Raw genomic sequence first — 16325 nt, 5'->3', positions numbered from 1 at the left:
ATGAAAAAGGAAATATTAGTGGTTGATGACCAACCAGGTATACGTTTACTTTTACAGGAGATATTTACAAATCAGGGCTATCGTGTAACAACTGCAAAAACTGGAAAGGAAGCATTAGCTGAACTTAACAAAAGCTCATTTGACTTGATTATGCTGGATTATAAGTTGCCAGTTATTGATGGCGTAGAGGTAATACAGCAATTGGAACGTGATAAAATTGAAATACCTGCTATATTAATGAGTGGTTTAGCAGAAGAAATAATGAAGGAATCTCAACATTACGATATGGTAAAAAAAGTGCTTTCAAAACCATTTAATGTTAAAGATGTATGTGATTACACAAAAAGCTTAATTGGATGATTGTAGATAAGTTGTAAATAGATAGCAATGTTGTAGCTGAATTTATTACATTAGCTACTATTTTGTTATGTAGAATTCGGCGAAGGACAGGTACTTGCTCTTTTGTTCTTGCGACTTGATGTTGTTGTTGGTATTCTTATATTGTAGTTTAATTTATTCAAGTAGACGTAATCATCTAAGGAGGACATAGAATGCCGCTAGTATCAATGAAAGAAATGCTCGAAAAGGGCAAGGAAAATGGTTATGCAGTTGGACAATTCAATTTAAATAATATGGAATATGCCCAAGCAATTCTGCAGGCTGCTGAAGAAGAAAAATCACCAGTTATCCTTGGTGTTTCTGAAGGCGCTGGAAAATATATGGACGGATTTAAAGTAGTTGTTTCAATGGTTAAAGCGCTTATGGAAGAATATGGTACAACTGTTCCGGTTGCTATCCACCTTGATCATGGTTCAAGCTTTGAAGCATGTGCAAAGGCAATTCAGGCAGGCTTCACATCTGTCATGATTGATGCATCCTCACAACCACTAGATGATAATATCCAGTTAACGAGTAAAGTAGTTGAACTAGCACATATTCATGGCGTGTCTGTTGAAGCAGAACTCGGCCGAGTTGGCGGGCAGGAAGATGACATAATTGTTGAAGATGCAGAAGCTGCATATGCAATCCCGGCGGAGTGTGAAAGACTTGTCAATGAAACGAACGTTGATTGCTTCGCGCCTGCTTTAGGCTCAGTGCATGGTCCTTACAAAGGTGAACCGAACCTTGGATTTGACCGTATGGAAGAAGTAATGAACCTGACAAATATCCCACTTGTATTACACGGTGGTACTGGCATTCCGACGAAAGATATCAAACGTGCCATTTCCTTAGGCTCAGCAAAAATTAATGTGAATACAGAGAGTCAGATTGCACAAGCAAATAAAGTGCGAGAAATATTAAATGACAAGCCGGATCTTTATGATCCACGTAAATATCTAGGTCCAAGTCGTGACGCAATTAAGGAAACGGTTATTGGAAAAATGCGTGAATTTGGTTCTTCTAAACAAGCAAAATAGAAAGAACAATTTAAGCATAGTGTTAAAATAGCAAGACTATTGCGAGAAAGAGAGGAGCAAAAACGATGAAATTTTTTATCGACACCGCAAATATTGAAGAGGTACGTTCCGCAAATGAACTTGGTGTTTTGGCAGGCGTGACCACAAACCCAAGTTTGGTAGCAAAAGAAGGTGTTTCATTTCATGATCGATTAAAAGAAATTACCGATGAAGTGTCAGGTTCAGTAAGTGCTGAGGTTATTGCTGAAGACGCTGAAGGTATGATTAAGGAAGGTAAAGAACTTGCGGCAATCGCACCAAATATAACAGTTAAGGTTCCGATGACATTAGAAGGACTTAAGGCTGTTAAGGCATTCAGTGATTTAAACATAAAAACAAATGTCACATTAATTTTTAATGCTAATCAAGCATTACTTGCTGCTCGCGCGGGCGCATCTTATGTGTCACCTTTTCTTGGTCGTTTGGACGACATTGGTCATGATGGAATGACGTTAGTCGCAACTATTTCTGAGATATTTGATTTACATGATATAAGCACAGAAATTATTGCAGCATCAATCAGAAATCCATTACACGTTATTGACGCTTCACTAAATGGAGCGCATATTGCAACAATTCCATACAAAGTTCTTGGTCAGCTTGTTAAGCATCCTTTGACAGATCAAGGCATCGAAAAGTTTCTATCTGACTGGAACAAAAATAAATAGGCACATAAAACTGGAAAAATTGTGCAAAATAAAAGGTAATAAAAGGAATGAAGGCGTAAGCGCCTCCTAAAAAGTAAAAAATAAAAACAACCAGAAAGTATGTGTGTTCAAAATTAAATTTTTGAATAACCTCAACCGGAAAAAAAGCTATTGATTTTATGGCTAATCCGGAATAAGTACATTCTGTACGTCAAAAAGTGAGGTGCCCCGAATGCAGAAAATGTTAGTGGAAGGCGGGAATTTGCTAAACGGAAAGGTTCGAATTAACGGAGCCAAAAATAGTGCTGTTGCATTATTACCTGCTGCACTTTTAGCTGATTCCCATGTAATGATTGAAGGACTACCAGAGATCTCAGATGTATACACACTTGGTGACTTGCTTGAAGAAATTGGTGGAAAAGTAAGCTGGGACGGGCAAACAGTGCATATTGACCCGGAGAATATGGTATCAATGCCATTGCCAAATGGGAAAGTCAAGAAACTGCGAGCATCCTACTATTTCATGGGTGCCATGCTTGGCAAGTTCAACCAGGCAGTTATTGGTCTGCCAGGTGGCTGCCACTTAGGGCCACGCCCAATTGACCAGCACATCAAGGGCTTCGAGGCACTTGGAGCTGAGGTTACCAACGAACAAGGCGCAATCTATATTAGGGCAAATGAACTAAGAGGTGCGCGAATATATCTGGACGTTGTTAGTGTCGGTGCTACAATTAATATTATGCTTGCAGCTGTTAAAGCAAAAGGTAAAACAGTGATTGAAAATGCAGCAAAAGAGCCAGAAATTATTGATGTAGCTACTTTGCTGACAAATATGGGTGCAAAAATCAAAGGTGTTGGAACTGACGTTATCAGAATAGAGGGTGTTGAGCATTTACACGGTTGCCGCCATACTATTATTCCAGACCGAATTGAAGCTGGAACATATGCAATCGCAGCTGCGGCCCAGGGTAAAGAAGTAATTATCGACAATGTAATTTCACAGCATCTGGAGTCTGTATTAGCCAAGTTACGTGAAATGGGCGTAGTAGTGGAAGAAAAAGACGAGCAATTATATATTGCACCAAAAAAACCGCTTAAAAGTGTTGATGTTAAAACACTCGTCTACCCAGGTTTCCCAACCGATTTACAGCAGCCTTTTACAACGTTATTAACTAAAGCAGTTAATACAGGTGTTGTCACGGATACAATTTATTCAGCAAGATTAAAACATATTGATGAATTACGGCGAATGAATGCTATAATAAAAGTTGAGGGCGGTTCTGTAATTGTCTCAGGACCAGTCCAGCTAGAAGGTGCACGCGTAAAGGCAACCGATTTACGTGCGGGTGCATCCCTTATCATCGCCGGACTAATGGCAAATGGAATCACCGAAATTACCGGCCTTGAACATATTGATCGAGGATACGAGAAAATTACAGAAAAACTAATCGACCTCGGTGCAAATGTATGGCGGGAAGAAATGACACAACAAGAAATAGAACAATTTCAAAACTCTTAGACAAAAAACAGGAGTCTGGATTGCTTCATGTTGTAATCTCCATATTTAATATCTTCTTGGGATAAGGATATTACATTTAAAGGGAGAGGAATATTATGGAAAGAAGTTTAACAATGGAAATCGTACGCGTTACAGAGGCAGCTGCATTATCATCAGCACGATGGATGGGTAGAGGCAAAAAAGAAGAGGCCGACGATGCAGCAACATCAGCAATGCGCGACGTTTTTGATACAATTCCGATGCAGGGAACAGTTGTAATCGGTGAAGGTGAAATGGATGAAGCACCAATGCTTTATATAGGTGAAGAGCTTGGTACTGGAGCCGGTCCAAGGGTAGACATAGCCGTTGATCCATTGGAAGGAACAAACATTGTTGCTCAGGGTACATGGAATGCACTTGCTGTAATAGCAATTGCCGACCATAAGAAACTCTTGCATGCACCTGATATGTACATGCAGAAATTGGCTGTCGGCCCAGAAGCGGTAGGCAAAGTAGATATTAATGCTTCAACAATAGAAAACTTAAAAGCTGTTGCGAAAGCCAAAAATAAAAATATGGAAGATCTTGTCGCAGTTGTATTGGATCGCCCACGTCATGCAGAGCTAGTTGAGGAAATACGCGCTGCCGGTGCACGAATTAAGTTAATTCCAGACGGTGACGTTGCTGGAGCAATGAACACAGCTTTTGATGATACAGGTGTAGATATTTTATTGGGTACAGGTGGAGCCCCAGAAGGTGTACTGGCTGCAGTTGCCTTAAAATGCCTAGGCGGTGAAATCCAAGGAAAGCTTGTCCCAGCAAACGAAGAGGAAAGAAATCGTTGTAAAGAAATGGGAATAGCTGATACGAATAAAGTATTCTATATGGAAGATTTCTGTGGTGGTGATGATGCAATTTTCGCCGCAACAGGAGTTACAGACGGTGAATTATTACAAGGTGTCCAGTTTAAAGGCGTCAAAGCAACAACACAAACAGTAGTTATGCGTGCCAAAAGTGGGACAGTCCGTTTTATCGATGGCGACCATAGCCTGAAGAAAAAACCAAACCTCGTAATGGAACCATAATAAAATAATAGAGAAGGGAAGCCATTTTTCGCGGCTTCCTTCTCTATTAATCATCCAACAGGCAAGAATATAAAAATAGAGTTGAATCTTATGATACAAACAGGTATTATTGTAGATGTTTAATACTAGTAAAGATTGGTTAATATAATTTATAAAAACAAACTTCTATTCTAGCTTCCGATAACTCTTCATTTCTGTTAGAACAGACCATATAACGAATAAAACCCGAGTATCAATACTCTAAAACAAAAAATATACATATTTTTGATTAAATTTTAAAATGTAAAAATGAATAGGCGTGGTGATTAAATGGCTGAATTATCAATCTCTCATTTAGAGACATTAACATTGAAGGATGTATATGCTCTAGCACGAGAGCACAAGGTTTCTTATTATTCAAAACTGACAAAAAAAGAACTTATTTTTGCTATACTTAAAGCTCAAGCTGAAAAAGATGGCTACTTATTTATGGACGGGGTACTTGAAATAATTACATCTGAAGGATTTGGTTTCTTACGTCCAATCAATTATTCTGCAAGTGCAGAAGACATTTATATCTCTGCATCCCAGATTCGCCGCTTTGATTTAAGAAATGGTGATAAAGTATCTGGAAAGGTACGACCACCAAAAGAAAATGAACGCTATTATGGACTTTTGCATGTTGATGCTGTGAATGGCGAAGATCCTGAAACTTCAAAGGAACGTGTGCATTTTCCTGCTTTAACAGCACTATATCCTGATCGGTTTATGCAGTTGGAAAAAAACACGAAAAGCCTTTCTACCCGGATTATAGATCTGATGACTCCAGTTGGCTTTGGACAGCGTGGTTTAATAGTTGCGCCGCCAAAGGCTGGTAAAACTGTACTATTAAAAGAAATAGCAAATAGTATCTCAGCAAATCATCCGGATGCAAAGCTAATTATTCTGCTAGTGGACGAGCGTCCTGAAGAAGTTACGGATATCGAACGTTCGGTACATTCAGATGTTGATGTAGTTAGTTCCACATTTGATGAAGGTCCAGAAAGCCATATTAAGGTTTCTGAGCTTGTCTTGGAACGAGCAATGCGATTAGTTGAACATAAACGTGATGTAATTGTATTAATGGACAGTATTACGCGTTTGGCACGTGCATACAATCTTGTTATTCCACCGAGTGGCCGAACACTTTCAGGTGGTATTGACCCGGCTGCATTCCATCGTCCTAAACGGTTCTTTGGAGCGGCACGTAATATTGAAGAGGGCGGAAGCTTCACGATTCTGGCAACTGCTCTGGTTGATACAGGTTCACGGATGGACGATGTTATTTATGAGGAATTTAAAGGAACAGGTAATATGGAACTGCATCTTGACCGCAGTCTGGCTGAGCGTCGGATTTTCCCGGCAATCGATATTTTAAAATCAGGCACACGAAAAGAAGAACTGCTTGTCTCCAAAGAGCACTTGGATAAAATATGGGCTATCCGAAAAACGATGCAGGATTCACATAACTTCCTTGATCGCTTCCTGAAACGATTAAGATCATCGAAGAATAATATGGAATTTTTTCAGCAAATGGACGAAGAAATGAGCCGTAAAGGAATTAAGAAGTAAACTTGTCTGAAGGAAGTTTTTGCTATTGCAATCAGTACTATAGACTGTTATAATCTTTTTATGTGAGTTTAGATAAGGTATCGTACCTATGACGGCTCTTGCAATAAACTCTGTTCCAAAGGATTCAGGGCAAAAAGGAGTGGAAAGACATGAAAAAAGATATTCATCCAGAATACAGAAAAGTTGTGTTTCTTGATACAAGCTCAGATTTTAAATTCATGAGTGGTTCAACACAAAACTCAGAAGAAACAATTGAATGGGAAGATGGGAACACATATCCATTGATCCGTGTTGAAATCAGTTCAGATTCACACCCGTTCTACACAGGTAAACAAAAAGCTGACAAAGTTGGCGGACGTGTAGACCGATTCAAGAAAAAATATAATATGAACTAAAAGGCTGAATGAACTGGGGAAACATATATTTTGCACATAACGTGCTTTGTATCCCAGTCTTGAAGCTGGATTGATAAAAGGCTGGATAGCTTCAGCCAAAAGTAGAAACAGGCAAAATGTCTTACCTTTGCCTGTTTTTTTACTTCTATTTTTAAATTGGGATTTAGATATGTGGGGATAGGATAACCTAATATTAGAAAACTAGGCTTATCCTTAATTGCATTTTATGCAGTGAAAGGATTTACACTTGTTATCTGTCAGGCTAAAGATCCTATCAATACTTGTCGAAATAAATGTTAAACTAAAATAAATACATATCGAAAACACGTTGAAGGGAGATCCCGCATATGTACATTATGAAACAAAGTGGCTGGGTAGAAGTAATCTGTGGCAGTATGTTTTCTGGTAAATCAGAAGAACTAATACGCCGCGTTCGCCGTGCAACATATGGCAACTTATCTGTACGTGTATTTAAGCCAGCGATTGATGATCGTTATGCCGATGATTCAGTTGTAACACATAACGGCACATCGGCTATCGCACGCCCTGTCAGAAACTCGGATGAAATTCTGGAAGATATCGATAATGAAGTCGATGTCATCGGTATTGATGAAGTCCAATTTTTTGATGAAAATATTACAGCAGTGGCTGATGAATTGGCGAATAAGGGTATTCGTGTAATTATAGCAGGTCTGGATACCGATTTTCGTGGGGAACCATTTGGACCGATGCCAAAATTAATGGCGCTTAGTGAATCAGTATCCAAGCTTAATGCAATTTGCCCAATTTGCGGATCACCTGCAAGCCGAACGCAACGCTTAATTAATGGTAAGCCAGCATCATATGATGACCCGGTAATCATGGTAGGTGCATCTGAATCATATGAGCCAAGATGCCGCCATCATCATGAAGTCCCAAACAAACCCAGAAATGAAGTAGTAAAAACCCTATCAAAACTATCCAAGTAAAAGAGTGCATAAGCGCTCTTTTTTTGATTGGAGAGGTTTTCTTCTGTTTTTTGGTCTAAAAACTGAATGATTGTTTGTGAGCACTGAATCAGGCTTAACGAATACTGAATCAACTGCAGCGAAAACTGAATAAACGCCTCAATGGTCTAAAGTAGACTGAATAACCCGCACGAAGACTGAATCAGAACGCAACAAACTCCGCAATCACCAGCTTCAGGATTTAGCCCTATTTGGTCTAAAAACTGAATGATTGCTTGTGAGCACTGAATCAGGCTTAACGAATACTGAATCAACTAGAGCGAAAACTGAATAAATACCTCAATGGTCTAAAATAGACTGAATAACCCGCACGAAGACTGAATTCACCAAAAAAATTGACTAAATTGCACTACAAAGTGGCAAAATTAGAAACAGAAAATCACTAAATTAGCTGTACATAGTTATCAAAACATAATATTCACTCCAGCTTTTGAAGTGAATATTTAAGTTTTAACATAAACATTTACGGGAAAAAGCTATTTTCGTTAAAAAGTCCACAAGTTGCACGTAAAAGTGTATATTTACTTTATATTACTTGAAAGGAAGTGGACAAATGATTATTAAACCTCACGAAAAGAATATCTATAGTTTAAAGTTAGAAGCATTGGGCAGGAGGACCGATGAATACCATCGAGATAAGAGGAATATTCAGGATGAAATTGTAAAAACCAAAAGTGGTATAAAGGGGGAACATGCAGTGAGCTATCCTCTTTCGTTTCTAACTCCTGAAGACTACTTAATCCTGCATAACCTCCGTGTCCCCAGCTTACAAAGTCACTTTGAAGTTGATACTCTTATTCCAAGCAGAAAATTTTTTCTCCTTGTTGAGGTTAAAAATTGGTACGGCACGCTATACTTTGACGGAGAGAACCAGGTAATTCGTGTAGGAGATGATGGTAAAGAGGAAGGTCTTCCTAATCCGATTCCTCAGGTTAAACTACAACGTTACAGGTTACAATTATGGCTAAATCAACAGAACTTCCCGCAAATCCCTCTATTATACTTCGTTGTTTTTAGTTCCCCGAGTACAATAATTAAACCATTGTTTCCTGGTAATCCGATTCCGAAAGAAGTTATTCATAGTAATTTACTATTTCATAGAATAAAAGAATTGAACCGTCAATACAGGGATCCAATTATTGAAATGAATATGCTTCAACAAATTTCTTCTAAACTACTAGCTGTACATGCACCTTATGATAATAATGTCCTCAAAAAGTTTAATGTCGATAGAAGTGAACTGATCAAAGGAGTGTTCTGTCAACAGTGTTTATCAGTACCAATGGAAAGGCTGAATCGTAAGTGGCATTGCAGGAATTGCAACCACTTTTCGACAAATGCACATATACCAGCATTGAATGATTATTATTTGTTGTTTGGTGAAAAAATTACAAACAGGGAGGCGAGGGAATTCCTTATGGTAGATTCCCCTGAGGTAATAAAAAATTTGTTGCAGAACAGCGGATACAGTTATACTGGTAACACAAGATCACGGTTTTATCGGTTAGTGTTAAAATGAGATATTTTTCGTCGAATACTGAATAAGTGTCTTTGAGTACTGAATCAGGCTAAACGAATACTGAATAAACAGCAACGAAAACTGAATAAATGCCTCAATGGTCTAAAATAGATTGAATAACCCGCACGAAGACTGAAACAGCACACAACAGCCGCCGCCCTCGAATCCTGCAAATAGTAAGACGCACTGCAAAGCGCAGAAAATCACCATTTCAAAATAATCATCTCAAAAGTAAACTTTGACCTCCTCACGGGAGTATACTATAATTATACTGTTAATCAGAAAGAGGTGGCCGTGATGTTAGATCGTATACAATCATTGGAAAATCGTTATAATAAGCTTAATGAACTACTTAGTGATCCGGATATTATAAGTGATACGAACAAATTACGAGAGTATTCGAAGGAACAATCAGGTCTTGAGGAAATTATTCAAGTATATCGTGAATATAAAGATAAAATGTCGCAGTTAGACGATGCGAAGGCTATGCTTGAGGATGACCTTGATGGCGAAATGAATGATATGGTTAAAATGGAAATTGAAGAATTAAAAGAAAACACAGAATCACTTGAAGAGAAGCTGAAAATTCTTCTTCTGCCAAAAGATCCTAATGATGATAAGAACGTTATTATGGAAATTCGTGGTGCTGCCGGCGGTGATGAAGCTGCGTTATTTGCTGGTGATCTTTATCGTATGTATTCTAAATATGCCGAGATGCAGGGATGGAAAATAGATGTAATTGAGGCTAGTTCCACTGGAGTTGGCGGATATAAGGAAATTATTTTTATGATAAATGGTACTGGAGCGTACTCCAAGTTGAAATATGAAAATGGTGCACACCGCGTCCAGCGTGTTCCGGAAACAGAATCAGGCGGCAGAATTCATACATCAACAGCAACTGTAGCCGTACTGCCTGAGACAGAAGATGTCGAAATTGATATTCATGAGAAAGATATTCGTGTGGACACATTTGCGTCAAGTGGTCCTGGTGGGCAAAGTGTGAATACAACGATGTCCGCTGTTCGTCTGACTCATGAACCAACAGGTGTTGTTGTATCATGTCAGGATGAAAAATCACAGATTAAAAACAAGGAAAAAGCGATGAAAGTATTGCGTGCACGTATTTATGATAAATTCCAGCGTGAAGCACAAGCTGAGTATGATGAGAATAGAAAATCAGCTGTAGGTACCGGGGATCGTTCGGAACGTATTCGTACGTATAATTTCCCGCAAACTCGTGTTACCGATCACCGCATTGGTTTAACAATTCAGAAGCTTGACCAGGTATTAGAAGGCAAGTTAGATGATTTCATTGATGCAATGTTAGTTGAAGAACAAACCAAAAAATTAGAGCAAATTGGTGAATAATATGGAAAAAGAATTCAAGCAGCATGAAGTCCTCCAATGGGCTTCTCTTTTTTTAAAAAAACATAATCGTGAAGAAAAAGTTGCCGAGCTGTTGCTGCAGCATTTTCTTCACGTATCAAGATCGGAATTTTTCACGATGATGCGTGATCCTGTTCCGGAAAAAGTCGCAATGCGGTTTCAAGATGCTATTGAAATGCACGCAGAGACCGGTGTTCCAATCCAGCATATTATTGGTCATGAGGAATTTTACGGCAGAAAATTTAGTGTGAACGAGCATACACTTATCCCAAGGCCTGAAACAGAGGAGCTTGTCCAGCAAGTTATCGAAACTACACCAGACGAGCCTCTAACAATTGCCGATATTGGAACAGGCAGCGGAATTATTGCCTTAACATTGGCACTTGAGCTACCTCAAGCAACAGTTTATGCTACTGACATTTCACAGGATGCACTAACCGTTGCGCGTCAAAATGCCAAACAGTTAGGTGCGGATGTCACATTCCTGCAAGGTGACTTCTTAACACCCCTTATCGGAAAAAAGACAGATATTATTGTTTCGAACCCACCATACATTGCACATCAGGATAAAGCCGGCCTCGTTGACACAGTGAAAAAGTTTGACCCAGAACTTGCTCTTTTTGCTGATGAGAATGGGTTAGCCTCATATAGACAAATCATAGAAGATCTTCCTCACGTCATAAATGATCATGCAGCTATTTTTTTCGAAATTGGTGATAGACAAGGTGAAGCTATTCGAGCTCTTTTATCCGAACAATTTCCAACAAGTAACGTACAAATCATCAAAGATATCAACAAAAAGGACCGCATTATCCAAGCCAATATAAAGAAATAATAGATTACTAGTTTAAAAAAATATTCCCCTGCCCATACTGTTTGTAAATCAGATGGAGGGGGACTATAACGATGAAGAAACTAGTGATTTCGGCAATTATATTTTTTATTATTATATTATCGATGCCAGTTAAGGGAACAAGTGATGAATCACATTCCGATTCCAACATTCAAGTTATACCGGATGAGGCAATCCGGTTACGCATTCTAGCAAACAGTGATAATGATGAGGATCAGCAATTGAAACGAATGGTCCGCGACGAGGTCAATGCTGTTATTTCTGAATGGGTAAAGGAGATAACGGATATCAATCAAGCGAGAGATTTGATTGATGCACGCATCCCAGAAGTTGAAGCAATTGTAGCGGATGTTCTAAAACAAGAAAATAAAGAGCAAGATTATCATGTAGAATATGGAACAAATGTTACATTTCCAGCAAAGTTATATGGAAATTTTCTATATCCACCCGGAGAGTATGAAGCCGTTTTGATAACACTTGGTCAAGGTAAAGGTTCTAATTGGTGGTGTGTTCTATTTCCCCCATTATGCTTCTTGGACTTTTCTAATGGCACGAGTGTTGCAAGTGCAAGTAGTGATGATGAAGTAGACGACAAAACGTTAGCTGAAGAAGAAGATGAACAAACTGAAGTAAAGTTTTTTCTTTTTGAATGGTTTGGCTGGTCATAGACTTTATAGTTTTTGCATAGAATATAAGAAAACTTAGCTTATCGCCAAGGTCTGATATAGATAAGCCTTAGTAATACTATCAAAAATAATAGAGGTGAAAAAAATGAAATTAATCGCAGCAAATCAGGCATCTCAGGAAAAACTAGAAAACTTTTTAACAAGTAATGATAACGTGGAACAAGATTTATTAAAGAAAAAAGGCTATGTCGTGGAAATTGAGGACAATATCGAAGGGTGCTTTATATTAGATTCAATCGATGAAGGTATTTATTGGCTAAAGCAGCTTTATATTACGAAGGACTATGCTAAATCGTTACCTATTTTACTGGAAGCTATTCTAGCAATGGCAAAAGAAAAACAAGCGAAGAAAGTATTTGTCCACAGCCACCAGCCTATGGTCGATGTTTTACTTGAAGCATTACAGTTTTATCCACAAAAAGAAAATATTTTCGTGGATAAACGCCCAATCGACAAAGGTAGTTGGTGGACTTATAACGTATCTTAAGCACATATCCACACTTATGCACAGATTCTTGTGTATAAGGTGTTTAAAAACTGTGGATTTTAAATATAACTTATTAACAATCCCCCGTTAATAAGGCATAATTTGTGGATAGTCTGTGGAAAAACTCCATTGGGCTATTTTTTTTGCCAAAAAAACCGGCATCGACTAAAATTAACGTAAGAAAAGAGGCTCAACGATGGTTCAAACAAAACGATGGAATATACAAACAAATAATTTGGCAATCTCAGAAGCTTCGGCTCTTTTAAAAGATGGTCAAACAGTTGCTTTCCCGACTGAAACGGTATATGGATTAGGGGCAGATGCGACCAATAGCACTGCTGTATCAAAAATCTTTGAGGCAAAAGGGAGACCTGAAGATAACCCGTTAATTGCCCATGTTGCCACAAAAGAGCAATTAAGCAATCTGGTAAGTTCACTATCTCCAATTGCAGAAAAACTCATAGATGCATTCACACCTGGTCCGGTAACATTTGTCCTGCCAAGTAATGGGACGTGTGCAAAGAATGTAACTGCAGGGTTGTCCACAATTGGTGTTCGAATACCAGATCATCCAGTTGCGAACAAGTTACTGAAAGAATGTGGTATACCAATCGCTGCTCCGAGCGCAAATGTTTCTGGAAAGCCAAGTCCAACAACAGCAGATCATGTATGGGCAGACTTAAATGGGAAAATTGCCGGGTTAGTTGATGGAGGACCAACTGGGGTTGGTGTTGAATCAACAGTTATCGACTGTACACAGGAAATACCAATTATCCTTAGACCAGGCGGTATAACAAAAGAACAGCTTGAGCAGGTGGTAGGTAAGGTTATGCTTGATCCGGCACTGGCAAATGCATCCGAAAAGCCAAAAGCCCCTGGAATGAAATATCGGCATTATGCACCAGAAGTGCCGATGTGGCTTGTTGCGGGTTCACCAGAGAGAATGCAGGAAGTCATAAATGGTGAACGAGCTCAACAGATTCGAGTTGGTGTCATGGCTAGTACTGCTACGGCTCGGAAACTGGAGGCCGATCAAATTATTCCGCTTGGCTTTGAATTAAAAGAAATTGCTGCAAATCTTTATGATGCCTTGCGTGAATTTAAGGATGGGGATGTCGATCTGATTTTATGTGAAACATTTCCTGAGACAAATATTGGGGAGGCAGTTATGAATCGCTTGAAAAAGGCATCCTCGGCTTATCTGAAAGATTAACATCACATATTTTCACTCGGACATGCATATAGTTTAATAGCATATCCGAGGAGGATGGAGAATGTCGGTATATCAGGTTGGGGAAATAGTTTCCCTTATGTTTATGGCAATTGCATTGGGGATGGACGCATTTTCTGTTAGCTTAGGCATGGGAATGCAGCAAGTCAGGTTAAAGCGTATAGCATTAATTGGACTCATAATTGGGTTATTTCACATCATAATGCCGTTTATCGGTATTTTGTTAGGACAAGCAATATCTACACAGATCGGGCAATTTACAACACTTGTCGGAGGTCTTTTGCTAGTTGGAATTGGTGCGCAAATGGTTTTCTCGGCATTTAATCATGATACGAAAAAAATTGTACAACCAGTTGGTATTGGACTATTATTTTTTGCCATAAGTGTAAGCCTTGATAGTTTTTCAGTTGGCTTAAGCTTAGGCATGTCCGGAGTAAAAACAATGATAGCACTTATGCTGTTTGGTATTGTTAGTACAGTTCTGACTTGGGCAGGAATGATTTTAGGAAAAAAAGTACACGGGTTGCTAGGTGTATATAGTGAAATTTTAGGTGGGAGTATCCTTTGCGGTTTCGGTCTAAATATTCTATTTGGATAAGGATTGATTTGCTCGATTTTCTGCAATTGCAGGAGATCTTTTTTTATGCATTTATATCATTAGTTACTTTAATCATCCTTTAAAAGTGTCTGACAATCTCCATTATTCTATGGTATAGTTTGAATGTGGATTTATATAATCGGAGGTATCCATATGAAGATATTGTTCGTTTGTACAGGAAATACATGTCGAAGTCCAATGGCAGAAGCATTAATTAAACATAAAATGCCTGATATTCAGGTGCAGTCAGCGGGAATTTTTGCAGGGAAGAATCAACGTCCGAATAACAATGCAATCCAAGCACTGCTGGATCGAGGAATCACATTGGACACCAAATCACAACCAGTAACAGATAAGCTTTTACATTCGTCAGACTTAGTAATTACAATGACGACGCAGCATAAGCAATCGTTAATAATGCAGTATCCCAATTTCCAGGAAAAATATTTCACGCTAAAAGAATATGTATCAGAAGCGGATAAAAAAGTATGGAACGAGCTTAAAATGGCCTATGCCGATTTTGAAGAAAAACGATCCCAGTTCATTCATGAAAATCAGCATGAGCTTAAAAATTATCAACTAGAAGAAGAACTTACAAAACATCTACAAGATGATATCGAGCACATTCAAAAACTTGAGGCTAACTTAATTAACTATGATATTTCTGATCCGTTCGGCGGTGACTTGAAAACATATCAGGAAACCTTAAGAGAACTGGAAAAGTATATTGATTTATTACAAAAAAAAATTAACAATGCTAACACTTAAAATATGGGATGAAATGATGCATAATAAAAATAAGACAACCACAACAGGAGAAGGAGTGATGGATAATGAAAGTTATTTTAACAGCAGACCATGCAGGCATGACAATACGCAGCGAAGTTAAAAATCTGTTGGACGAAATGGACATTGAATACGAAGACACTGGATGTTCATGTGAGACATCAGTCGATTATCCGGATTATTCATTGCCGGCGGCTGAACGTGTTGCCAGCGGTGAATTTGACCGAGGTATCTTTATTTGTGGAACAGGGATTGGTATGTCAATCTCAGCAAATAAGGTGAAAGGTATACGCTGTGCATTAACACATGATGTTTATAGTGCGAAATTAACTCGTCAGCACAATGACTCCAATATCCTTGCAATGGGTGAACGAGTAATTGGACCTGGTCTTGCTCGCGAAATTGCTAAAATATGGCTTGAAACTGAATTTGATGGTGGGCGCCACGCAAATCGTATCGGAAAAATCACATCATACGAGAATTAATAAAATCTCCTAAAACAGGATGGTGATTTATGATGACGGATTTAATACAGCGAGTCGAGCATGATGTAGAAGCTGTGGTTTCGCAATGGATTGATAGTGGCCATCTCAAAAAAGGTGATTTATTTGTGATTGGCTGTTCCACAAGTGAAGTAGCTGGTTCACATATAGGCACATCAGGAAGTGAAGAAATTGCTTCAGTTATTTTTAAAGCGTTAAAAAGGCTGCAGCAGAAAATCGGTGTTCATCTCGTTTTCCAATGCTGTGAACATTTGAATCGAGCTTTAGTCGTTGAGAAAGAAACAATGGTACAGCAGCGCCTTGAGGAAGTATCCGCTATTCCAGTACGAAAAGCAGGTGGATCAATGGCAACGTTTGCCTATAAGAATATGGCTGATCCGGTTGTTGTTGAAACGATTCAGGCAAACAGTGGAATGGATATAGGAGAAACAATGATTGGCATGCACTTAAGACAAGTAGCTGTCCCGCTTCGTTTTAAACAACGGATGATAGGTGATGCAAGGGTGACTACTGCACGCACACGACCAAAGTTAATCGGCGGCAAGCGTGCAGCTTATGAAGATATAGATTTAAATAATCGTTGCACTTAATTACACA

18 protein-coding genes are annotated in these 16325 nt (G+C 38.8%); all 18 read left to right on the top strand.

Annotated features, from left to right (window positions below):
• The 18 genes from J2Z82_RS08795 to J2Z82_RS08710 all read left to right on the top strand — a co-directional run bounded on the left by J2Z82_RS08795 (position 1) and on the right by J2Z82_RS08710 (position 16318).
• Positions 1–360, top strand: a complete 360-nt coding sequence (locus tag J2Z82_RS08795) for a response regulator (RefSeq protein WP_209480430.1) — start codon at positions 1–3, stop codon at positions 358–360.
• Positions 361–551: 191 nt separating this feature from the next.
• Entirely contained in the window at positions 552–1418 is an 867-nt protein-coding gene (fba, locus tag J2Z82_RS08790) for a class II fructose-1,6-bisphosphate aldolase (protein ID WP_209480429.1), read from the top strand.
• Positions 1419–1483: 65 nt separating this feature from the next.
• On the top strand, positions 1484–2125 hold the full coding sequence (gene fsa / locus J2Z82_RS08785) for a fructose-6-phosphate aldolase (RefSeq protein WP_209480428.1): 642 nt from the start codon (positions 1484–1486) through the stop codon (positions 2123–2125).
• 211 nt (positions 2126–2336) lie between these two features.
• A complete protein-coding gene (locus tag J2Z82_RS08780; RefSeq protein ID WP_209480427.1) occupies positions 2337–3623 on the top strand; it encodes a UDP-N-acetylglucosamine 1-carboxyvinyltransferase in 1287 nt (428 codons plus the stop codon).
• Positions 3624–3718: 95 nt separating this feature from the next.
• Positions 3719–4687, top strand: coding sequence for a class II fructose-bisphosphatase (gene glpX, locus J2Z82_RS08775; protein ID WP_209480426.1), 969 nt, complete (start codon positions 3719–3721; stop codon positions 4685–4687).
• Between the two features lie 309 nt (positions 4688–4996).
• Positions 4997–6277 carry a transcription termination factor Rho gene (rho, locus tag J2Z82_RS08770; protein ID WP_092491438.1) on the top strand — a complete coding sequence of 427 codons (1281 nt, stop codon included), beginning with the start codon at positions 4997–4999 and terminating at the stop codon, positions 6275–6277.
• A 149-nt stretch (positions 6278–6426) separates the two neighbouring features.
• The gene (locus J2Z82_RS08765) at positions 6427–6672 is read left to right on the top strand and encodes a type B 50S ribosomal protein L31 (RefSeq protein WP_209480425.1); all 246 of its coding nucleotides are present in this window, start codon (positions 6427–6429) and stop codon (positions 6670–6672) included.
• A gap of 347 nt (positions 6673–7019) precedes the next feature.
• A complete protein-coding gene (locus tag J2Z82_RS08760; RefSeq protein WP_209480424.1) occupies positions 7020–7640 on the top strand; it encodes a thymidine kinase in 621 nt (206 codons plus the stop codon).
• 592 nt (positions 7641–8232) lie between these two features.
• Positions 8233–9198: a nuclease-related domain-containing protein gene (locus tag J2Z82_RS08755; protein ID WP_209480423.1), complete on the top strand. Its 966-nt coding sequence runs from the start codon at positions 8233–8235 to the stop codon at positions 9196–9198.
• Between the two features lie 297 nt (positions 9199–9495).
• Positions 9496–10566: a peptide chain release factor 1 gene (gene prfA, locus J2Z82_RS08750; protein WP_209480422.1), complete on the top strand. Its 1071-nt coding sequence runs from the start codon at positions 9496–9498 to the stop codon at positions 10564–10566.
• A 1-nt stretch (position 10567) separates the two neighbouring features.
• Positions 10568–11419 carry a peptide chain release factor N(5)-glutamine methyltransferase gene (gene prmC, locus J2Z82_RS08745; protein WP_209480421.1) on the top strand — a complete coding sequence of 284 codons (852 nt, stop codon included), beginning with the start codon at positions 10568–10570 and terminating at the stop codon, positions 11417–11419.
• A gap of 71 nt (positions 11420–11490) precedes the next feature.
• Positions 11491–12105 (top strand): stage II sporulation protein R, encoded by a 615-nt coding sequence (spoIIR, locus tag J2Z82_RS08740; RefSeq protein WP_209480420.1) that lies wholly within the window; start codon positions 11491–11493, stop codon positions 12103–12105.
• A 103-nt stretch (positions 12106–12208) separates the two neighbouring features.
• On the top strand, positions 12209–12610 hold the full coding sequence (locus J2Z82_RS08735) for a GNAT family N-acetyltransferase (protein ID WP_209480419.1): 402 nt from the start codon (positions 12209–12211) through the stop codon (positions 12608–12610).
• Between the two features lie 196 nt (positions 12611–12806).
• A complete protein-coding gene (locus tag J2Z82_RS08730) occupies positions 12807–13823 on the top strand; it encodes an L-threonylcarbamoyladenylate synthase (protein WP_209480418.1) in 1017 nt (338 codons plus the stop codon).
• Positions 13824–13884: 61 nt separating this feature from the next.
• Positions 13885–14439, top strand: a complete 555-nt coding sequence (locus tag J2Z82_RS08725) for a manganese efflux pump MntP (protein WP_209480417.1) — start codon at positions 13885–13887, stop codon at positions 14437–14439.
• A gap of 153 nt (positions 14440–14592) precedes the next feature.
• Positions 14593–15207, top strand: a complete 615-nt coding sequence (locus tag J2Z82_RS08720) for a low molecular weight protein arginine phosphatase (protein ID WP_209480416.1) — start codon at positions 14593–14595, stop codon at positions 15205–15207.
• Positions 15208–15272: 65 nt separating this feature from the next.
• The gene (rpiB, locus tag J2Z82_RS08715; protein WP_209480415.1) at positions 15273–15710 is read left to right on the top strand and encodes a ribose 5-phosphate isomerase B; all 438 of its coding nucleotides are present in this window, start codon (positions 15273–15275) and stop codon (positions 15708–15710) included.
• Positions 15711–15742: 32 nt separating this feature from the next.
• Positions 15743–16318, top strand: coding sequence for a TIGR01440 family protein (locus J2Z82_RS08710; RefSeq protein WP_209480476.1), 576 nt, complete (start codon positions 15743–15745; stop codon positions 16316–16318).
• Positions 16319–16325 lie beyond the last annotated feature (7 nt).

Origin of the sequence: Virgibacillus litoralis, from assembly GCF_017873675.1 — a bacterium.
In the GTDB taxonomy this organism is placed as follows: domain Bacteria; phylum Bacillota; class Bacilli; order Bacillales; family Amphibacillaceae; genus Lentibacillus; species Lentibacillus litoralis.
The sequence above is the reverse complement of the archived record's forward strand: the minus strand, read 5'-3'. Positions and strand labels throughout refer to the sequence as shown.